This window comes from Actinomadura barringtoniae, assembly GCF_017573505.1.
GTDB lineage: Bacteria > Actinomycetota > Actinomycetes > Streptosporangiales > Streptosporangiaceae > Spirillospora > Spirillospora barringtoniae.
Genome location: NZ_JAGEOJ010000016.1, coordinates 145,203 through 164,006 on the forward strand (window position 1 = coordinate 145,203; position 18,804 = coordinate 164,006).

Here is an 18,804-nt window from a genome sequence, read left to right on the forward strand (position 1 = left end):
CCCGACGGGACACGCGATGGCCGATGAGGAACGGGGAACGCATGAGGTCGACGATCAAGATCACGATCGCCGGAGTCACCATGGCGCCGCTCATGGCGGCCCCCGCCCTCTCAGCCTCAGCCTCGGCCGAAGCGGCCACCACCCCCGCGCCCGCGGTCCCCGCCGCCGCCGCGAAGGGCCCGAGCGTGGCGGCCAGGTCGGCCTACCTCTGGGACAGCGGCGCGAAGAAGACCCGCTGGACCAAGAGCCCCGACACCCGCCGGCCCGTCGCCAGCATCACCAAGGTGATGACCGCGATGGTCGTGCTGCGCGGCGGCCACCTGGACCGGAAGATCACGGTCAAGAAGAAGCACGTCGACTACGCCAAAAGCCACGGCGCCAGCTCGGCCAAGCTGCGCGCGGGCGACAAGCTGACGGTCCGGCAGCTGCTGAACGCGATGATGCTGCCCTCGGGCTGCGACGCCGCCTACGTGCTCGCCGACTCCTACGGGCCCGGCTGGCGCGGCTTCGTCGCCAAGATGAACAAGACCGCCAAGCAGCTCAAGATGACCCGCACGCACTACGCCAACTTCGACGGGCTGCCCTGGCCGTCGCAGACCTCGACGCTGTCGACGGCACGCGACCAGATCAAGCTCGGCCACTACGCGATGAGGAACAAGGACTTCCGCGCGGTCGTCGCCCGCAGGTCCTACTCGCTCGGCTCGGGCGGCGGGCACCACGCCTACAAGTGGACCAACACCAACCTGATGATCGGGTCGTACCGCGGCACGATCGGCATCAAGACCGGCTTCACCGACGGCGCGGGCTACTCGCTGATGTTCGCCGCCCACCGCGGCAAGCGCATCCTGATCGGCGTCGTGCTGAACAGCTCCACCCGCAACCCGAACGCGCGCTTCACCGACGCGGCGCGCCTCCTGAACTGGGGCTTCGGCGTTCGCACGGCCGAGGTCTACCGCGTCCCGCCGGTTCCGGCCGGCGCCAACATCGACTAAGGCGGGCGGCCATGGCCGGACTCACGCGACGCGATGTGTGCAAGGCCGGGCTGGTGACCGCCGGCGCGGCCGCCTCCATCGGGCTGCCGGGCTCCCCCGCGGAGGCGGCGGAGGCGGCGGGCCCGGCGGTCGTCGGCCAGAAGTGGCTGAGCAAGAGGCTTCTGGAGTTCACCGTGTCCTCGCCCGCGATGGGCCGGACGCTGACCAACCGGCTGCTGGTGCCGCCGGGCTGGTCGGCCTCGGCCAAGCGGACCTGGCCCGTGATCTTCATGCTGCACGGCGGGAACGACACCTACGTCTCCTGGACCCGTTCCACCGACATCGAGGCGTTCACCGCCAAGACCAACGCGCTGATCGTCATGCCCGAGTGCGGACGCTCCGGCGGCTTCACCGACTGGTGGTACGGAGGGAAGGGCGGCACGCCGCGCTGGGAGACCTACCACCTCACCGAGGTCCGCCAGGTCGTCGAACGGCACTACCGGGGCGGCCCGCACCGCGCCGTCGCGGGCCTGTCCGCCGGTGGCTACGGCGCCCTCATCTACGCGGCCCGGCATCCGCGCTTCTTCTCCTACGCCGCCGCCTACAGCCCGTACGCCGCGACCCTGCTGCCCGGCCTCCCCGAGGGCATGCTCGCCGGAATGCAGCACGACGGGCTGAACGGCCTGGACATGTGGGGCCCGCCCTGGTTCAGCCCGAACGTCTGGCCTGCCCACGACCCGATCACCCAGGCGCCCGGCCTCAAGGGCACCCAGCTGTATCTCTCGTGCAGCATGACCGGCTTCGACGGTCCGTTCGACGCCCCCGGCCAGGAGTACGGCGCTCGCAACTCCGCCGAACAGCTCGCTTGGACCACGGTCGCCGCGTTCTCCCTACGGCTCAGCCCGCTGGGCATCCCCGCCACCCGCCACTTCTACGACACCGGTACGCACCGCTGGCCGTACTGGCAGCGCGAGATGCACAACTCCTGGCCTCGCCTGACCAAGTCCCTCGGCGCGTAGCAGGGTCCCTCGGCGCGTAGCAGGGCGTTGAGCAGGGGAATCGCTTAGCATCCTGCGCGTGCCGATCGCTCCCGCCCCCGGTGGAAACGCCCCCGCTGGAATCCATGCCCGCGCCGCCTACCTCATCGAGGGCAACGGCACCGAACGCTGGTCCAAGGACGCCGACACCCGGCGGCCCATGGCGAGCATCACCAAGGTCATGACCGCCATGGTGGTGATTCGTTCGGGCGACCTGAACCGGACCATCACCATCAAGCGCAAGTACCTGACGTACGGTGCCAGGCACGGAGCGACCGTGGCGGGGCTTCGCCCCGGCGACCGCTTCACCGCCCGGCAGCTCCTCTACGCCCTGCTGCTGCCTTCCGGGGCCGACGCCGCTTATGCCCTCGCCGACTCTTACGGGCCCGGCTGGCGCGGCTTCGTCGGCAAGATGAACACGACCGCGCACACGCTGGGCATGGGCCACACCACCTACGACAACTTCGATGGGCTCCCCTGGCCCACCGCCTTCGCCGACTCCACGACGCCGCGCGACCTCGCCAGGCTGGCCCAGTACGCGATGAAGAGCCCGACGTTTCGTTCTGTGGCGGGCAAGGCCGCATACACACTGCCTAAGAGCGGAAGGCATCGCCGCTACCGCTGGACCAACACCAACCGGCTTCTCGGCGTTTACCGCGGCACGCGCGGCATCAAGACCGGCTTCACCAACGCCGCCGGCTACTGCCTGCTGTTCAGCGCGACCAGAGGTAGGCGGACGCTGTACGGCGTGGCCCTGGGTAATGTCTCTTCGGCCAACCGCTTTACTGATGCGGCCCACATGCTCGACTGGGGCTTCAACGCGAAGACCCCGTCCGCACTACGCCTGGCCGACGTTCCCGTGACCGACTAAAGAAAAAGGGAACTCGTTCGGGAGGTCCGGCCGAGAACGGGATGTAGCCCCACTCGAAAGGACCCCCCAATGAACGGACGTGGTACGTGTTGACCGCGCCCCCCGCACAGGACACCTCTGACGCAGTCCTCATAAGGCAGTCGTTGCGGGAGCCGGAGCATTTCGCGCTCGTCTTCGACCGGCACAGCGACGAGATCCACCGCTACGTCGCCCGCCGCCTCGGACCCGAAATGGCCGAGGACGTGGTCGCCGAGACGTTCCTGACCGCGTTCAGCAAGCGCTCCCGCTACGACCTGGACCGCCCCGACGCGCGCCCCTGGCTCTACGGCATCGCGACCAACGCCGTCCGGGAGCACCGGCGCGCCGAGGTCCGCCGCAACCGCATGCTGGCCCGCACGCGCACCCCCGGCACGGTCGAGTCGTTCGACGAACGCAGCGCCGCCCGCGTCACCGCCGAACGCCTCCAGCCCCGCCTCGCCGCGATCCTGGCACGGCTCTCGGCCGCCGACCGCGACCTCCTGCTCCTGATCGCCTGGGCCGACCTGAGCTACGAGGAGGCCGCTCAGGCCCTCGGCGTCCCGGTCGGAACGGTCCGATCCCGCCTGCACAGGATCCGTAAGAAGGTGCGCCGCGCGTTCGGCGGTACCGACCCCATGACGACGCACGAGGAGTCCCCGGCATGACCACCGACGAGATCACCACCTTCCGCGAGGCCCGTCCCGACGTGCCGCCGTACGACCCCGTCGCCAAGGCCCGCCTCCGCGCCAGGCTGCTCGACGCGTCCGAGGCGCGTCGCTCGCCCGGCCGCGCACCCGGTCGCGCATCCCGCCACACGCCTCGGCGCCGCTTCCTGGCCGTCGGCGTCGGCGCCGCCGGTGTGGGCCTGGCCGTCGCCGCCGTGGGCTCCTTCGTCGTTCTCCAGAACGACGGAACGGCTCCCGCCAGGCAGCAGCCACTCCGCATGCGGCCGGTCGCCAACGCCATGGACCTCGCCAACAACGCGGCCGTGGCCGCCGCGGCCAAGCCCGACGACCGCCCCCGCCCCACCCAGTGGGCGTACTCGAAGAGCACCAGCGTCACGACCAAGGTCGACGGCGGTCCGTACCTCAAGCTCGGCGCCGCCCGCCCCAAGCTGAACCGCCCCACCGAGGTCTGGACCCGCGCCGACGACCAGCAGTGGGCCGACATCCGGAACGGGCATCTCAGCGTCCACCAAGGTTCCGAGGCGCAGGTGAACTACGCCGACGTCCTCGCCTGGCCCACCGATCCCGACAAGCTCCTCGCCGCCGTCTTCAAGAAGGTCTCCCTGCGCGATGACGTGCGACGCGGCGGCGTCGAGACCCGGAACCAGTACGCGTTCATGGAGATCGAGGCGGGCATGTGGGACAAGGCCCTCCCGTCGCGCCTCCGCGCCGCCATGTACGGCGCCCTCGCCAAGATTCCGGGCACCACCTACGAGGCGCACGCCAAGGATCTGCTCGGACGCCGGGGTGTGACCCTCTACCGCGTGCACCACGGTTACCTGCGCGACGAGGTCATCATCGATCCGAAGACCTACGAGTACCTGGGCTCCCGCTCGTACACCATCCGCGCCTACAAGGATCCCTCCGGCGACAACCAGAACGCCGCGAAGGGCGAGGTCTGGACCTGGACCGCCCAGATCGGGGTCGGGGTCTTCGACCGCCCTGGCGACCGCCCTGGCAAGCGCCCCTAGCCCGGCCCGGTCTGGCCTGGCCCGGTCTGGCCCGGTCTGGCCTGGCCTGGCCTGGCCTGGCCCGGTCTGGCCTGGCCCCTAGGATCGCCACGACCAAGCGTTTGCTGAGGGAGTGAGCGAGTGATCGTCGATCCTGGGCTGGTCCGCCGGTACACCGAGGCCGGTTGGTGGGAGACTGCGCCGCTCGGCGACATGGTCCGAGCGCACCGGCCCGGCCGGATCGCCTATGTCGAGCCGTCCAGGTCCCTGACGTGGGGCGAGCTCGACCGCGCGGCCAACGAGGTCGCGGGCGCGCTTCGCGGCGCCGGGCCGGCCCCCGGCGACCGGGTGGCCCTGCTCCTCCCGGACGGCGTGGACTTCCACGTGGCCCTCCTCGGGACCGAACGCGCGGGCGTCGTAGCCGTCGGCATCGGGGCACGGGCAGGCGACGCGGAGATCGCACATCTCGTCCGCCACTCGGGCGCGCGCGGGATCGTCACACTGCCCGAACACCGTGGCCGTGACATGGCCGAACTGCCCGACGCGCTGGCTCGACACGGCGCCGGCGTCGAGCGCCACCTCTTCCTGTACGACAGCTCGGACGCGGCGTCGGGGGCTCGCCTTGAGTCTCCGACGCCGCCCGGGCCTCCCTCGCACCTCGGACCCCCCGGGCAGTTCAGGCCTCCCGGGCCTCCCGGGCCTCCCGGGCCTCCCGGGCCTCCCGGGCAGCTCGGGCAGCTCGGGCAGCTCGGGCCGAACGACCTGTGGATGCTCAACTCCACCTCGGGAACAACCGGGCTGCCCAAGTGCGTCATGCAGCACCAGAACCGCTGGATCGCGTTCGCGAAACTCGCGATCGAGGCGGCCGGTGGCGTGCGGGACGACGAGGTCCTGCTGGGGGCGGTGCCCGCGCCCTTCGGTTTCGGCCTGTGGAGCGCGCATGTCATGCCGATCTTGACCGGCATGACGGCGGCCGTGCTGCCCAGGTTCGACGTGGACGAGCTCGTAATGATGATCGAACGGGAGCGCCCGGCGGTGCTGTGCCTGGTGAGCACCCAGCTCAGGATGCTCATGCGGTCGCGCCCGGATGCTGACCTGTCGTCCGTACGGGTTGTCTTCACCGGTGGCGAGGCCATCCCGTACGAGGACGCCGCCGCGTTCGAGGAACGAAGCGGCGCGGCGGTCCTGAACTTCTTCGGCTCGAACGAGAGCGGCGCGTTCAGCCGCACGACCGTCCACGACCCGAGGGAGGCGCGCCTTCGCACGGGCGGACGCCTGATCCCCGAGATGGACGTACGGATCTTCGGGGCGCAGGGGCCGGGGCCGGGGTTGGGGCCCGGGCGACCAGGGCAGCCCGGCGGCAAGGGACCGCTGCTGTCGGCCGGCTACTACCGGGACGACGAGGCGAACCGGGAGCTGTTCACCGACGACGGCTACCTGCTGATGGGCGACCTGGTGTCGTTGGACGAGGACGGCTATCTCCACGTCGTGGGCCGTACGTCCGACATCATCATCCGGGGCGCCAAGAACATCAGTGCCCGCGAGGTCGAGGACGCCGTGGGCGGCCATCCGGCGGTGGAGCTGTGCGGTGTCGTCCCGGTGCCCGACGAGCTGTTCGGCGAACGAGTCTGCGCGGTCGTGTCGTTGCGCTCCGGGGCGTCGCTGACCCTGCCCGATCTCGCCGCCTACCTGGTCGGCAAGGGCCTGACCAAGGAGCTGCTCCCGGAGCATCTGGTCGTGCTGGCAGACCTTCCGCGCTCGTCCGGCGACAAAGTCGCCAAGGGTGAACTCCGCCGGATCGCCGCCGAACGGGTAGGACCCTAGCCGACCGGCCGCTCTCCACCGTGGTCCACCGTGGTCCGCTGCGGTCCACTGCGGTCCGCTGCGGTCCGCTGCGGTCCACTGTGGTCCACTGTGGTCAAAGAGACAAAGATGTTCGCTTGACGGTGCGGCCGATCGCGCATGAGTATCGCGCATGAGTATCGACGCATGAGGAGGGCTGCCCAATGGCTAAGAGATTCGGCTCCACGGTCGCCGTCGTGATGGGACGGATCGCCTCGCTCCTGGGGCCCGGCAGGATGCGTTCCATCGCACGGTTCAACCGGCGCGTCACCAACCCGATCCAGCGTCTGTGGGCTCCCTACCTGCCCTATTACGCCGTCATCGAGCACACCGGCCGCAAGTCAGGCAAGCAGTACCAGACCCCGGTCATGGCCTTCGTCGAACGCGGCAAGCTCGCCGTGATGCTGAACTACGGCGCCGAGTCCGACTGGGTGCGCAACATCAAGGCGGCCGGCTCGGCCGGGGTGGTGCACCGGGGCAACCGGTATCGGCTGTCCGATCCTCAAGTCGTTCCGACCGACTCCCCGGACCTGCCGTCGGCCATCCAAGCCGCTGGAGCAGGAGCGGGCAGCGCCCTCTACGGCACCCTCGTGCGCACCGGCGGATGACCCGATAAGGGGCCCTGGCCGGTCCGCTAGTGCCCAGCCGACAGGAGATCGAGCGCCCGAGGGCTCAGCGCGTCCGCCCACGGCGGGTCCGCACCCGGCACCCGGCACGTCTCGGCTGCGATGTGGCTGGCGAACGTGAGCGCCGTACGAACATCGTCGATCGTCAGCGCCAGCCCGAGTGCGTCCTGCCTGTTCAGCCAGTGGAGCAGCCCGGCCATGAACGCATCCCCGGCGCCGACGGTGTCCACGGCCTTGACCGCGACCGCCGGAACCTCCACCCGCTGCCCGTCCAGCGAAGCCAGCGCTCCGTCACCGCCCCGGGTGATCACCACGAGCCGTACGCCGTCGGCATGCCAGGCGTCGCAGATCTCTGCCACGGGAGCGCGTGGCGCGAGCACGGCCAGGTCGTCCTCGCTGAGCCTGATGATGTCCGCGAGTCGTGTCCAGCGTGCCAGGCGCTCCCGATAGACCTCGGACCGAACGATGCCCGGTCGTACGTTGGGATCGATCGAGATCGTCGTCTGCCCGCGCAGGCGTTCGAGCATCTCCTCGATGAGCGGTCCGCCAGGCTCCATGACGAGTGCTAGCGATCCCGTATGAACGGCCCCTACCCGTGGCTCGCGTTCGAGCAGCTCGTCGCGCGTCCATTGCCAGTCGCCGGTGCCTCGCGCGTAGAACTCATAGGCGGCCTGGCCGGAGCGGTCGATCGCGGCTACTGCGAGTGTGGCCTCTTCGGGCGCGTCCACTACGTTCAGTTCAACGCCTGATGCGAGCAGGTGCCTGCGGAGTAGGCGCCCGAACGGCCCATGGCCCAGGCGGCCCAGGAATTGAGCGGACGTTCCTAGGCGTGCGAGCGCGACCGCTGTGTTGGCAGGCCCGCCGCCCGGGCGCACCTCCATTCGCAGGGCATCCCCAGCGTCAGGATCGCCCGGCAGAAACGCGTCCGCCACTGCCTCGCCGATCACCGCGATCTCAGTCATGGTGTCGCGAGCGTAGCGCGGACATCTGATGCCATGGCCCGCGCGGGTGGTCTGTTAAAGGCGGCATCGGTCACCCCTTCCGTGGCGGTTGGGTGCCCGGGTGCGAGTGGGTGTTGGTTGAAGGCCGAAAAGCTCGGCGACGAGGAAGGTGGGGGCGGGCTGGGGGGTTGCTGGTCGGCTGCGGGCTTGGCGCGGGTTGGGCTTGGTGCTTATGGCGGGTGCGTGGCTGGGTTGGCGTTCGTGCCTGTAGGTCCGGAGCGGGGTTGGGGTTCGTGCTTGGTGGCGCGCTTCGCGCGGAGTGAGCGGCAGCGGTCACCCCTTCCGTGGCGGTCTGCTGCCCGGCTGGCGGGTGGGGTGTTGGTTGAAGGCCGAAAGGCTCGGCGACGAGGTAGGTGGGGGCGGGGTTGGGGGTGGGTTGTTCGGGTGCGGGTCTCACGTGGCTGGGGTTCGGACCTTTGGGCCGCGCTTCGCGTGGGGGTTGGTGTGTGGTTGGGTTGGCGTTCGTGCCTGTAGGCCCGGAGCGTGGTGCCTCCGGGCCTGTTTCAGGCGGCTAGGGATTGATCGTCCTGCCAGGGGTTGGCGTCGTGTTCGGGGATCGATCTTCGAGCTCGTGCGATCCCGTCCGGCGCCAGCGTCCGGTAGACGAACCGGCCGTCGCTCTTGCTGATCTCTATCTGCTGCGGGTTGGTGTGTTTCCACCGGTTGTGCCAGCCGCAGCACAGCGTCAGCTTGTCGATGTCGGTCGGGCTTCCCAGCGCCCAACCATCAACGTGGTCAACCTCGCACAGGAAACCCGGCACCTCACACCCATGAACGGCACAGGTGTCATACAGCGTCTCTAGTGCCCGGCGTTGGCCAGCGCTGGCGATCCGAACCGTGTGCCCCAGATACAGAGGCACATGCCCGCGACCGAAGATCAGGGGTGAGATTCCGGCGGTCAACGCCAGGCGGCGGACCTGCTCGGCGGGGATCGGGGTGCCGTCACGGAGTCGCCCGGGGGTGTCGGCACCGGTCAGCGTCTCCAGGTCAGCGATCACCGTGACACGGGTGGCTCCGTGGCCTCCGGCGAGCACGGTGGTGAGGGCGGCGGCGGTCCGCTCACCCAGGTCACGACGGTCGTCAGTCCCGGCGGGCTTGGCCAACGGAGCCAGCGTGCCGTCCAGGATCGCGGTGTCCTCGGGGTTGAGCCAGCCCTTCAGATAGCAGCCCCCATCCAGCGACCGGCTGACCGTCACCCACGAACGCTCATAACCCCGCTGCACATCCTCGGGCGGCTTCTCCTCACCGTTGTACTCACGCACCAGGTCATGGATCTTCCCACCCAGCTTGGCGACCTTCCCCGCCGACAGGCCCTCGCCTGCGGCGGTGAGAAGGATGTCCTCGGCCGCTGCGGTGTCATCGTCATTGAGACGCTGCACAGCGTCGGCGATCGTGGCCGCATAGCCGAACGACAGCTCACCAGCGGCCAGGCCCGTGCAGACACGACCGAGCCGGTGAAGTTGACGGGCCAGCGTGATGCGTTCCTTGGCACGGCCCTCGCGCATGCCCATCCGACACCGCAACCACGCCTGCGTGGACGGCAGACCCCACGCCTTCATCTCACCCGTCCGGTCCACCACCGCAATCAACTCGGCGAGCACATGCTCAGCGCGGTCGGTGACCGTGGAGAGTGCTTCAGCCAGCTCCATGCAGGCGGTCCCGGAATCAGGAGCAGCTCTATTAGCGAGTTCGGAGAATATGACGGATGCCGCTTCCACCAGTTGCTGGGTGGAAGCGGATTCGGGGTCCGCCACGATCGAACTCATACCGTTATTTTACCATCACAGTCTGCCATTATGATGATCAAATAGACAATATTCGAAGATTCTTTCGACGGCGCTTTTCCCGCGCGAAGCGCGGCTATCAAAGCTTGTAGCTCAACCCCGTGAGACCCGCACCCGAACAACCCAGCCCCCGGCCCCGCCCCTTCCTTCCTCGTCGCCGAGCTTTTTGGCCTTTAGCCAGCACAAACCCGCAGACGGGCACCAGCCAGAGCGGAAGGGGTGACCGATGCCGCACAGTAATTAGCGGTCAGGAGCTTCGCTCTTCGCTCGCACCAAGGCCTGCAGCTCCGACAACTGCCGCGAAGCCAAATGCTTCTCCGCGCCCTGAATGCCCATGGCACCCATCGAACTGCCATCGGCCAGGTCCAAAGTCGGCCAGGGCTCGCCTTCGGTCATATTGACGTCCAGCACCTCGGGCCAATCAAGACGACGGGTACGGAAGGCATTGACGACGACAAGACCTTCCTCAGAAGCCTCGATACGACAACGAGCCAGCATGTGGAGAACCCACGCCACCACGACCGCGAAAAGAACCATGAGGACGCGGTCGAAGGTCTTGAAGGTGGGCGCCACCACCACGGCGAGCACGATCATGCCGAGCACGATCACGCCCGCCGTGATGTAGGCGACGATGCGCGTGGTGCGCGGGCGCCACACGATCGGGAGGGTCGGCCTCTGCTCAGTCAACGATCTTGGAGATGGGGATCTCGAGGATGTCGTGGGCACCGGCGGCCTTGAGCGCCGGGATGAGCGTGTTGACGCCGCGCTTGGCGACGACGCTCTCGACCGCGTTGGAGTCGCCGCCGGCCAGGGAGGTGACGGTGGGCGAGGACATCGACGGCATGATGTCCAGGACGGCCTGGAGGTCGGCGGAGGCCACGTTCAGCTTCAGCAGGGTCTTGCCGCGGGCGCGGATGGCGCCCTGGAGGAGCAGCGAGATGTCCTCCATGGCGGCGCGCTTCTCGGGGTTCTCGTACGCCTCACGGTTGGCGACCAGCTCGGTGTAGCTGGTGAGGAGCGTGTCGAGGATGCGCAGGCCGTTCTTGCGAAGCGACGAGCCGGTCTCGGTCAGGTCGACGATCACGTCGACGATGTCGGGGACCTTGGCCTCGGTGGCGCCGTAGGACGGCACGACCTTGGCCTTGACGCCGTGCTTCTCCAGGAAGCGGGCGGTCATCGCGGGGAACTCGGTGGAGATCCGGACGCCCTCGGGCAGGTCGGAGACCTTCTGCCAGGGCGCGTCGTTCGGCACCGCCATGATCACGCGGACCGGGTTGGAGGTGGCCTTGGAGTACTTCAGCTCGCCGAGGCTGACCACGTCGGAAGCGGTCTCGGTGATCCAGTCCCGGCCGGTGATGCCGAGGTCGAACAGGCCCTGCTCGAGGTAGGTGGGGATCTCCTGCGGGCGGAGAACGCGCACGCGGGCGACGCGCGGGTCGTCGATCTGGGCCCGGTAGTCGCGGTCGGAGCTGCGGCGGACGGTCAGGTCGGCGGCGTCGAACAGCTCAAGGGTGGCCTTCTCCAGGGAGCCCTTGGGCAGGACGAGAGACAGCACGGTGAAGCCTTTCAGGAAGGTGGGATCGGGTGTCCGGGCTCAGGAGCTCAGATGCTCCGCGCGATGCCCGGCGTGACCGTGATGCCGCAGACCTCGCAGGGTCAGAGCCGTGTCGAGTGCGGCCACAGTCGCCTCCCATCCCTTGTCTTCGTGGCTGCCCGGCAGCCCGCTGCGGTCCAATGCTTGCTCAATGGTGTCACACGTGAGTACCCCGTTGCCCACCGGAGTGGCCTCATCCAGGGCGACCCGGGTCACACCGGCGGTGACCGAGTCGCACACGTAGTCGAAATGGGCGGTCTCGCCGCGAATGACGGCCCCGAGAACGACGACGGCGTTGTGCGTCTTGGCCAGTTGCTGGGCCACGACCGACAGCTCCAGGGCGCCGGCGACCCGTACGGCGGTGGGTTCGGCCACGCCGCAGGCCTTGGCGGCGTCCAGGGCGCGCTGGAAGAGGGTGTCGGTGATCTGCCCGTGCCAGCGGGTGCACGCGATGCCGAGGGTCAGGCCCTCGGCGTCGACGGTGCTGTCCTCGGGTCGTCCTGCTCCACTCACTTAGAGGCCCTCGATCTGGTGTCCGAGACGGTCCCGCTTGACCGTCAGGTAGCGGCGGTTGTGCTCGGTGACCACGACGGGCATGGCCGCCCGGCCCTTCACCTCGAGACCGAAGCCCTGCAGGCCCGCGAGCTTGGCCGGGTTGTTGGTGAGCACGCGGATCGAGCGTACGCCGAGGTCGAGCAGCATCTGGGCCGCATTGGAGTACTCGCGCGCGTCGGCGGGCAGGCCGAGCTCCAGGTTGGCGTCGACGGTGTCGGAGCCGTTGTCCTGCAGCGCGTACGCCTTCAGCTTGGCCAGCAGGCCGATGCCGCGGCCCTCGTGCCCGCGCAGGTAGAGGATGACGCCGCGGCCTTCGGCGGCGATGCGTTCCATGGCGGCGTCCAGCTGGGTGCCGCAGTCGCAGCGCTCGGAGTGCAGGACGTCGCCGGTGAGGCATTCGGAGTGGGCGCGGATCAGCACGTCCTCGCCGTCGCCGAGGTCGCCGTAGACCAGGGCGATGTGCTCGCCGCCGTCGATGGCGCTGGAGAAGCCGACGGCGCGCCAGGTACCGAAGCGGTTCGGCAGCCGGGTCTCGACGACCCGCTCGACCATCGGCTCGGTGCGCTTGCGGTACTCGACGAGCTGCTCGATGGAGATCAGCTTCAAGCCGTGCTCCTTGGCGAAGACCTGCAGCTCGGGCAGGCGCGCCATGGTGCCGTCGTCGTTCACCACCTCGGCGAGGACGCCCGCGGGGGTGAGCCCGGCGAGACGGGCCAGGTCGACGGAGGCCTCGGTGTGGCCGCGGCGGCGCAGCACGCCGCCCGGGTGGTAGCGCAGCGGGAAGATGTGGCCGGGCCGCACCAGCTCGTACGGCTCGGTCGCCGAGTCGCACAGCGTCTTGATCGTCTTGGCCCGGTCGGCGGCCGAGATGCCGGTGGTCACGCCGTCGCGCGCGTCCACGCTGATGGTGTACGCGGTGCGCATCTTCTCGGAGTTCTGCGCGGTCATCAGCGGGATCTGCAGCCGGTCGAGGTCCTCCCCCTCCATCGGCACGCAGATCACCCCGCTGGTGTAGCGGATGGTGAACGCCAGCAGCTCGGGCGTCGCCTTGGACGCCGCGAAGATGATGTCGCCCTCGTTCTCGCGGTCCTCGTCGTCGACGACCACGACGGGCTTGCCCGCCGCGACGTCGGCGATCGCGACCTCGATCGAGTCGAAGATCCCATTGTCGCCACCGTTCACGCCGGCGCCGTTCACACCGCTGCCGTTCATACCGCCGCTGCCGATCACACTGCCGCCGCTCAGGTTGTCGCTGCCGCTCATGCGGTCACCGCCTCGTTTCGTGGGCTCCCCGCGCTCCGGCCTCCCCGGGACTCCCGGAGCCAGTTGCGGAACCCGACCATCACCATGACGAAGAAGATCCCGTAGACCGCGCCGGAGACGTACAGTCCCGACTTGAAGGCCAGCGGCACGCCGACCAGGTCCACGAGCACCCAGATGATCCAGAAGTCGACCAGCGCGCGGCTCTGGGCGAAGGTCGCGACCGCGCTGCCGACGAAGATGTAGGCGTTCGCCCACGGGGACCAGGCGACCTTCAGCCAGGTCAGGTGGATGAACAGCTGCGCCACCACGGTGGTGCCGATCGCCAGGGCGGCCAGCAGCACGACGCGTTCGCGCACGGTGGCCTGCCGTACGAGCAGCTCGTGACCGTGGCGCTTGCCCTGCGTCCAGGCGATCCAGCCGAAGACGGCCAGGCCGCAGAAGAGGGCCTGCTTGAGAGCGTTCCCGGGAACGTGCGCGTGCAGCGAGGCGGCCAGCAGCAGGAGCGCGCCGGCGAGCTGGACCGGCCAGGTCCACAGCGTCTTGCGCATGGCCAGCCAGACCACGGCGAGGGAGAGCACGTTGCCGATGAGATCGGTCCACAGCACGTGCTCGCCGAAGAGCTCGAAGCTCGCGTTGAGCCAGTTCACGACCGGTCACCGGCGATCTGACGGTCATCGGCGATCTGGCGGTCACCAGTGATCTGACGGTCATCAGTGATCTGGCGGTCACCGGCGAGGGTCCGGTCGCCGATCATGCGCTCGACGTACTTGGCGACCACGTCGACCTCGAGGTTGACCGGGTCGCCGGGCTTCTTGTGGCCGAGCGTGGTGAGCGAGAGCGTGGTCGGGATGAGCGCGACGCTGAACCGGTCCGCGCCGGCCTCGACCACGGTGAGGCTGATGCCGTCGATGGTGATCGAGCCCTTGTCGACCACGTAACGGGCCAGGTGCGCGGGGAGCGCGAAGGTCACCACGTCCCAGCGCTCGCCGGGCTCGCGGGAGATGATCGTGCCGACGCCGTCGACGTGGCCCTGGACCAGGTGGCCGCCGAGCCGGTCGGACAGCCGGACGGGGCGTTCCAGGTTGACGCGCGAGCCGCGCTCGAGCGCGCCGAGGCTGGACTTGTCGAGGGTCTCGCGCATGACGTCGGCGGTGAAGACCTCGTCCTTGACGTCGACCACCGTGAGACAGACGCCGTTGACGGCGATCGAGGCGCCGTGGACGGCGTCCTGGGTCACGAGCGGACCGCGGACCGCAAGGACCACTGAGTCCGCGGCGGACTCGATCCCCTCGATCTCGCCGAGCTCCTCGACGATGCCGGTGAACATCTCCCGGGCCTCCTCATATGCGTCTGCACAGGGGCTCCGGGGACGTACGACGAAACACAGCACCCCTGGTCAGGGGTGTACAGCGCGCTGCCTCCCATCCGGACTTTAACCGTCGGTCCCGGAGTTCCACCGGGTCAACCGGCCGATGGCTTCGGCCGGGTCGCGGACTGTCACCGCCGGTTCGGAATTTCACCGACCCCGGAGCACGCGTTTCACTGCTGCCAACCAGTGTGCCATGCAATGCATTCCCCGCCCTATGTGAGGATGCCCACGGCCACATTTGGCCAACCAAGCGCTCGCTCGGTTATATCATCGACGGCGGCGTTCGTTCAACGTTCAACGATCTTGGCATACGGGTAAGTATTCGATCTCTAGCGATGATCCGCTTGGAGGTCACCATGGACGTCATCGCTCTCATCGCCCGCATCCTGTTCACCGCCGTCTTCCTCGGCGCCGCGATGGGCCACCTCACCGCCACCGAGGCCATGGCCGGCTACGCGGCCAGCAAGAAGCTCCCGCAGCCCAAGCTCGCCGTACAGGTCTCCGGCGTCTACATCGGGCTAGCGTCGATCATGCTCATCCTGGGCATCTGGCCCGACCTCGCGGCGATCGCCCTGGTCCCGTTCCTGCTGATCACGGCGTTCGTCTTCCACGACTTCTGGCGCGTGGAGGACGCCCAGGCCCGCCAGCTGGAGCAGATCCAGTTCACCAAGGACCTGTCGCTGACGGGCGGGGCGCTGGCGCTTTTCGTGCTGTACGCCGCCGAGAGCCACCCCGGGCTCAACCTCGTGGACCCGCTCTTCTCGATCTCGTGATCCCGATCCCGATCCCTTGAGCCGAGCAGGTCAGGAGATCTTCAGGCCCTCCGGAACGGCCGTGACCGCGCTGAGGTCGCCGATCACCAGGTCGGCCTCGGTCAGCTCGTCCGCCGCGTGGCTGGTGGTGACCGCGACCACGGTCGCCCCGGCCGCGCGCCCGGCGGCGATGCCCGCCGGGGCGTCCTCGATCACCACGCACTCCCCCGGCGGCACGCCGAGCCGCCGCGCGGCCAGCAGGTAGCCCTCCGGGTCCGGCTTGCCGTGGGTCACGTCGTCGGCGGTGACGGTCACCGCCGACAGCGGGACGCCCGCGACCTCGGTACGGGCGGCCAGCTGCCCGCGGTCCATCGACGTCACGATGGCCCAGGGCAGCCCGTTCATCGCGCCGAGCAGCGCCACGGCGCCGGGCAGCGCGACCACGCCGTCGCCGTCCAGCAGCTCGGCCTCCAGCCCGTCCAGCTCGGCCGTCGCGGCCGCGACGGCGTCGGCCGGCAGGAACTCGGCGATCCGGTCGCTGGTACGCCGCCCGTGCGAGCCCGCCAGGAACTCGTCGGCGTCGATCCCGTACCCGGCCGCCCACCGCCGCGCCGCCCGTTCGATCAGCGGCGTGGAGTCCACGAGCGTGCCGTCGGTGTCGAAGAGCACCGCGGCGCAGCGCAGCAGGCTCATCGCGGGCTGATCGGGGTTCATCGCGGGCTGATCGGGGCTCATCGCGGGCTGATCGGAGCTCATACGGACCAGGCCGCGGCGGAGGTGGCCCCGGCGGCCTGCTGCCGCAGCTTCTGAACGGCCTCGGCCGGGTCCTCGGCGCCGTAGACCGCGTTGCCCGCCACGAACACGTCCGCGCCCGCCTCGGCGCACCGTTCGATGGTCTCGGCGCTGACGCCGCCGTCCACCTGGAGCCACACCGGCAGGTCCCGGCCCTTGATCAGCTCGCGGGCGCGGCGCACCTTGGGCAGCACGACGTCCAGGAACTTCTGGCCGCCGAAGCCCGGCTCGACGGTCATCAGCAGCAGCATGTCGATCTCGCCGAGGATGTCCTCGTACGGCTCGACCGGCGTGGCCGGGTTGATCGCGAGCCCGGACCGCGCCCCGGCGGCCCTGATGGTCCGCAGCGTGCGGATGGGCGCCTTGGCGGCCTCGGCGTGGATCGTGACGCTCTGCGCCCCGGCCTCGGCGAACTGCGGCGCCCAGCGGTCCGGGTCCTCGATCATCAGGTGACAGTCGAGCGGCAGCGGGCTGTGCTTCAGCAGCGCCCTGACCACCGGCAGGCCGATGGTCAGGTTGGGCACGAAGTGGTTGTCCATCACGTCGACGTGCACCCAGTCGGCGACGTCGGAGATGGCCGCGACGTCGCCGGCGAGGTTGGCGAAGTCGGCGGACAGGATGCTGGGTGAGATCTGCGGAGCCATGATTCCCCGAGTCTATTGAGAGACCTCGGCCAGGGCCTCACCCGGCCGGGTGACAGCGCGGGGGACCCGGCGCGCCAGGCCCAGCCGCACGAACGCCTCGGGCGCGCCGGCCGTGGCCCACAGGCCGAGCGCCGCCTGCACCAGGAACGACGGCACCGGCTGGTCTCCCATGAACAGGCCGATCCCGTACACCACGAACGCGCCGAGCCCGCCGACCGGGATCCGGGCCAGCCGCCGCCACACCGCTCCCCCGCTGTCGAACCAGCCGCGCCACCCGAGGATCGACAGCCCGGCGATGATGCCGAAGACCCCGCCCGCGGCCGCGCTCGCCGCCGTCATGCTGAGCGGCTTGACCCCGCCGCCCGCCGCGATGATCGCCTCGGACCAGGTCTCCGGCCAGTTCCAGTCGTCCAGCGTCCGCAGCGCCGCCCAGGCCAGCCCGAGCAGCGCCAGCGACACCGCCAGCGCCAGAACGACCTGCACCACCACCGGCCGGCGCGACCACCAGGGCGTCACGATCGGCTCCAGTTGCAGCGCGACGACCAGGAAGACCGCCCCGATCGCCCAGCCCGCCAGCACCTGCCCGATCGAGTGAACGCCCAGGTAGATCCGCGACACCCCGATCAGCACCACGAGCACCAGCGCCGCCGCCCACAGCGCCCTGCGCCGCGTCTGCGAGGCCAGGAATCCCCAGGCCACCACCGAGTTCTGCGCGTGGCCTGACGGCATGCCGAACGAGGACTGCGCCTCGTACCCGTGGATGGAGCGGTCGGTCCAGAACGGCCGTGGAGCGTGAAAGAACAGCTTCAGCACCGTGTTGAGCATCGCCCCGACGGACAGGAGCACGGCCAGCCGTGCGCCCAGCCGGGCGCTCACGCACCAGAAGACGATGACGAGCAACGGAATGGAGAAGCCTGCACTCCCGATGAACGACACCAGGCGCATGAAGTCGGTCAGCACGATCCCCCGTCAAGCATCACATCGGCCAGAGCGTCACAACGGCTGAGCGCCGCCACGCCAGGAGCCTCACCGCGCCGAGAGCCTCACCACGGCTATGAGCCGGCGACCCGGGCCTTCTCGGTCGCCAGGTCGAAGTCGCCCTTGGGCCACTCGAGGCCGAGGCCCTCGAAGACCTCGGTCAGCAGCATCATGATCGCGTAGTTCCGGTACCACTTCCGGTCGGACGGGATCACGTACCAGGGCGCGGCCTCGGTGTTGCACTTGTCCAGCGCGGCGGCGTAGGCCTCCTGGTAGGCGGGCCACAGCATCCGCTCGTCCACGTCCGAGGGATTGTACTTCCAGTGCTTGCCCGGGTCATCGAGGCGCGCCATGAGGCGTTCCTGCTGCGTCTCCGGCGAGATGTGCAGGAAGCACTTCACGATCGTGCAGCCGTCGGCGGCGAGCCGTTCCTCGAACCGATTGATCGTCGCGTACCGCCGCGACCAGACCCGCCGTGGCACGAGCTCGCGCACGCGCGCGATCAGCACGTCCTCGTAGTGCGAACGGTCGAAGACCCCCAGGTAACCGGGCTTGGGCAGGGCGTTCCGGATCCGCCAGAGGAAGTCGTGGGACAGCTCCTCCTTGGTCGGCGACTTGAACGACTTGATCGTGCTGCCGTACGGGTTGAGCGGGCCGACGACGTGCTTGACCACGCCGCCCTTGCCCGAGGTGTCCATCCCCTGCAGCACGAGCAGCACCCGTCGCTGGTCCCCGGCCGCCTGGGCGTTGGCGTACAGCCGCTCCTGCAGGTCCTCCAGGCGCAGGCCGAGCTCCGGCATCGCCTCGCGCGTCGCGGTCTTGTCGCCGATCGCCCCGAACGTGGCGCGCGGGTCGAGCTCGGACAGGTCCACCGGCCCCGGCGGGCAGCGCAGCGCCTCGGCGAACGAGATCTTCTCGGCGTCCGCCTTCTTCGCGTCAGCCTTCTTCGACCCGTCCGACTTCTTCGACTTCTTCTTAGCCGTCTTAGCCCCCATCCCCGAAAGATCACCCTTGGCCATGGGAGTGAAACGT

Annotated in this window: 20 protein-coding genes and 1 riboswitch; of the genes, 8 read left to right on the forward strand and 12 right to left on the reverse strand. The window is 69.3% G+C overall.

All coding sequences use genetic code 11. The features are described from left to right. Positions 1 to 41: 41 nt before the first annotated feature. The 7 genes from J4573_RS35450 (at position 42) to J4573_RS35480 (ending at position 7,022) form a co-directional block, all read left to right on the forward strand. A complete protein-coding gene (locus J4573_RS35450; protein WP_243774075.1) occupies positions 42 to 992 on the forward strand; it encodes a D-alanyl-D-alanine carboxypeptidase family protein in 951 nt (316 codons plus the stop codon). An 11-nt stretch (positions 993 to 1,003) separates the two neighbouring features. Continuing rightward, the gene (locus J4573_RS35455; protein WP_208260453.1) at positions 1,004 to 1,990 is read left to right on the forward strand and encodes an alpha/beta hydrolase; all 987 of its coding nucleotides are present in this window, start codon (positions 1,004 to 1,006) and stop codon (positions 1,988 to 1,990) included. A gap of 58 nt (positions 1,991 to 2,048) precedes the next feature. After that, positions 2,049 to 2,879 carry a D-alanyl-D-alanine carboxypeptidase family protein gene (locus J4573_RS35460; protein ID WP_307797154.1) on the forward strand — a complete coding sequence of 277 codons (831 nt, stop codon included), beginning with the start codon at positions 2,049 to 2,051 and terminating at the stop codon, positions 2,877 to 2,879. A gap of 143 nt (positions 2,880 to 3,022) precedes the next feature. Continuing rightward, complete coding sequence (locus J4573_RS35465) at positions 3,023 to 3,562, forward strand: RNA polymerase sigma factor (RefSeq protein WP_243774076.1); 540 nt, start codon at positions 3,023 to 3,025, stop codon at positions 3,560 to 3,562. Further along, positions 3,559 to 4,593, forward strand: a complete 1,035-nt coding sequence (locus tag J4573_RS35470) for a CU044_5270 family protein (protein WP_208260455.1) — start codon at positions 3,559 to 3,561, stop codon at positions 4,591 to 4,593. The genes J4573_RS35465 and J4573_RS35470 overlap by 4 nt, the downstream gene beginning before the upstream one ends. Positions 4,594 to 4,713: 120 nt before the next feature. After that, positions 4,714 to 6,396 (forward strand): class I adenylate-forming enzyme family protein, encoded by a 1,683-nt coding sequence (locus J4573_RS35475; protein ID WP_208260457.1) that lies wholly within the window; start codon positions 4,714 to 4,716, stop codon positions 6,394 to 6,396. 182 nt (positions 6,397 to 6,578) lie between these two features. Beyond that, the gene (locus J4573_RS35480; protein WP_208260461.1) at positions 6,579 to 7,022 is read left to right on the forward strand and encodes a nitroreductase family deazaflavin-dependent oxidoreductase; all 444 of its coding nucleotides are present in this window, start codon (positions 6,579 to 6,581) and stop codon (positions 7,020 to 7,022) included. 26 nt (positions 7,023 to 7,048) lie between these two features. Here J4573_RS35480 and J4573_RS35485 read toward each other — a convergent pair whose 3' ends face one another. The 8 genes from J4573_RS35485 to J4573_RS35520 all read right to left on the reverse strand — a co-directional run bounded on the left by J4573_RS35485 (position 7,049) and on the right by J4573_RS35520 (position 14,564). After that, entirely contained in the window at positions 7,049 to 8,002 is a 954-nt protein-coding gene (locus J4573_RS35485; RefSeq protein WP_208260462.1) for a carbohydrate kinase family protein, read from the reverse strand. 542 nt (positions 8,003 to 8,544) lie between these two features. Further along, positions 8,545 to 9,807, reverse strand: a complete 1,263-nt coding sequence (locus J4573_RS35490) for an HNH endonuclease signature motif containing protein (protein ID WP_208260463.1) — start codon at positions 9,805 to 9,807, stop codon at positions 8,545 to 8,547. Between the two features lie 258 nt (positions 9,808 to 10,065). After that, positions 10,066 to 10,482, reverse strand: coding sequence for a PH domain-containing protein (locus J4573_RS35495; protein WP_208260464.1), 417 nt, complete (start codon positions 10,480 to 10,482; stop codon positions 10,066 to 10,068). Between the two features lie 22 nt (positions 10,483 to 10,504). Continuing rightward, the gene (gene hisG, locus J4573_RS35500; protein ID WP_208260465.1) at positions 10,505 to 11,380 is read right to left on the reverse strand and encodes an ATP phosphoribosyltransferase; all 876 of its coding nucleotides are present in this window, start codon (positions 11,378 to 11,380) and stop codon (positions 10,505 to 10,507) included. 39 nt (positions 11,381 to 11,419) lie between these two features. Further along, positions 11,420 to 11,932 (reverse strand): 6,7-dimethyl-8-ribityllumazine synthase, encoded by a 513-nt coding sequence (gene ribH, locus J4573_RS35505; RefSeq protein WP_208260466.1) that lies wholly within the window; start codon positions 11,930 to 11,932, stop codon positions 11,420 to 11,422. Further along, complete coding sequence (locus J4573_RS35510; protein WP_243774120.1) at positions 11,933 to 13,186, reverse strand: bifunctional 3,4-dihydroxy-2-butanone-4-phosphate synthase/GTP cyclohydrolase II; 1,254 nt, start codon at positions 13,184 to 13,186, stop codon at positions 11,933 to 11,935. Between the two features lie 47 nt (positions 13,187 to 13,233). Continuing rightward, on the reverse strand, positions 13,234 to 13,884 hold the full coding sequence (gene pnuC / locus J4573_RS35515; RefSeq protein ID WP_208260467.1) for a nicotinamide riboside transporter PnuC: 651 nt from the start codon (positions 13,882 to 13,884) through the stop codon (positions 13,234 to 13,236). Further along, positions 13,881 to 14,564, reverse strand: coding sequence for a riboflavin synthase (locus tag J4573_RS35520; protein WP_208260468.1), 684 nt, complete (start codon positions 14,562 to 14,564; stop codon positions 13,881 to 13,883). The genes pnuC and J4573_RS35520 overlap by 4 nt, the downstream gene beginning before the upstream one ends. Positions 14,565 to 14,644: 80 nt before the next feature. Beyond that, positions 14,645 to 14,775: riboswitch (FMN riboswitch) on the reverse strand. 187 nt (positions 14,776 to 14,962) lie between these two features. On the opposite strand from J4573_RS35520, the gene J4573_RS35525 reads away from it, so the two are divergent. Next, positions 14,963 to 15,379 carry a DoxX family protein gene (locus tag J4573_RS35525; RefSeq protein WP_208260469.1) on the forward strand — a complete coding sequence of 139 codons (417 nt, stop codon included), beginning with the start codon at positions 14,963 to 14,965 and terminating at the stop codon, positions 15,377 to 15,379. Between the two features lie 30 nt (positions 15,380 to 15,409). On the opposite strand, the gene J4573_RS35530 is transcribed toward J4573_RS35525, so the two are convergent. The 4 genes from J4573_RS35530 to J4573_RS35545 all read right to left on the reverse strand — a co-directional run bounded on the left by J4573_RS35530 (position 15,410) and on the right by J4573_RS35545 (position 18,767). Next, a complete protein-coding gene (locus J4573_RS35530) occupies positions 15,410 to 16,093 on the reverse strand; it encodes an HAD-IA family hydrolase (protein ID WP_243774078.1) in 684 nt (227 codons plus the stop codon). Positions 16,094 to 16,110: 17 nt separating this feature from the next. Beyond that, on the reverse strand, positions 16,111 to 16,794 hold the full coding sequence (gene rpe / locus J4573_RS35535) for a ribulose-phosphate 3-epimerase (RefSeq protein WP_208260470.1): 684 nt from the start codon (positions 16,792 to 16,794) through the stop codon (positions 16,111 to 16,113). Between the two features lie 12 nt (positions 16,795 to 16,806). Continuing rightward, entirely contained in the window at positions 16,807 to 17,754 is a 948-nt protein-coding gene (locus J4573_RS35540; protein WP_208260471.1) for a phosphatase PAP2 family protein, read from the reverse strand. 92 nt (positions 17,755 to 17,846) lie between these two features. Continuing rightward, on the reverse strand, positions 17,847 to 18,767 hold the full coding sequence (locus J4573_RS35545) for a PPK2 family polyphosphate kinase (protein ID WP_208260472.1): 921 nt from the start codon (positions 18,765 to 18,767) through the stop codon (positions 17,847 to 17,849). Between the last annotated feature and the right edge of the window lie 37 nt (positions 18,768 to 18,804).

Bases quoted from the DNA above. Each gene is read 5' to 3' on its own strand.
- J4573_RS35530 (WP_243774078.1), bottom strand. From the start codon at position 16,093: ATGAGCCCCGATCAGCCCGCGATGAACCCCGATCAGCCCGCGATGAGC.
- J4573_RS35480 (WP_208260461.1), top strand. From the start codon at position 6,579: ATGGCTAAGAGATTCGGCTCCACGGTCGCCGTCGTGATGGGACGGATC.
- J4573_RS35510 (WP_243774120.1), bottom strand. From the start codon at position 13,186: ATGAACGGCAGCGGTGTGAACGGCGCCGGCGTGAACGGTGGCGACAAT.
- J4573_RS35545 (WP_208260472.1), bottom strand. From the start codon at position 18,767: ATGGGGGCTAAGACGGCTAAGAAGAAGTCGAAGAAGTCGGACGGGTCG.
- rpe (WP_208260470.1), bottom strand. From the start codon at position 16,794: ATGGCTCCGCAGATCTCACCCAGCATCCTGTCCGCCGACTTCGCCAAC.
- J4573_RS35485 (WP_208260462.1), bottom strand. From the start codon at position 8,002: ATGACTGAGATCGCGGTGATCGGCGAGGCAGTGGCGGACGCGTTTCTG.
- J4573_RS35470 (WP_208260455.1), top strand. From the start codon at position 3,559: ATGACCACCGACGAGATCACCACCTTCCGCGAGGCCCGTCCCGACGTG.
- J4573_RS35455 (WP_208260453.1), top strand. From the start codon at position 1,004: ATGGCCGGACTCACGCGACGCGATGTGTGCAAGGCCGGGCTGGTGACC.
- J4573_RS35520 (WP_208260468.1), bottom strand. From the start codon at position 14,564: ATGTTCACCGGCATCGTCGAGGAGCTCGGCGAGATCGAGGGGATCGAG.
- J4573_RS35525 (WP_208260469.1), top strand. From the start codon at position 14,963: ATGGACGTCATCGCTCTCATCGCCCGCATCCTGTTCACCGCCGTCTTC.
- J4573_RS35490 (WP_208260463.1), bottom strand. From the start codon at position 9,807: ATGAGTTCGATCGTGGCGGACCCCGAATCCGCTTCCACCCAGCAACTG.
- J4573_RS35450 (WP_243774075.1), top strand. From the start codon at position 42: ATGAGGTCGACGATCAAGATCACGATCGCCGGAGTCACCATGGCGCCG.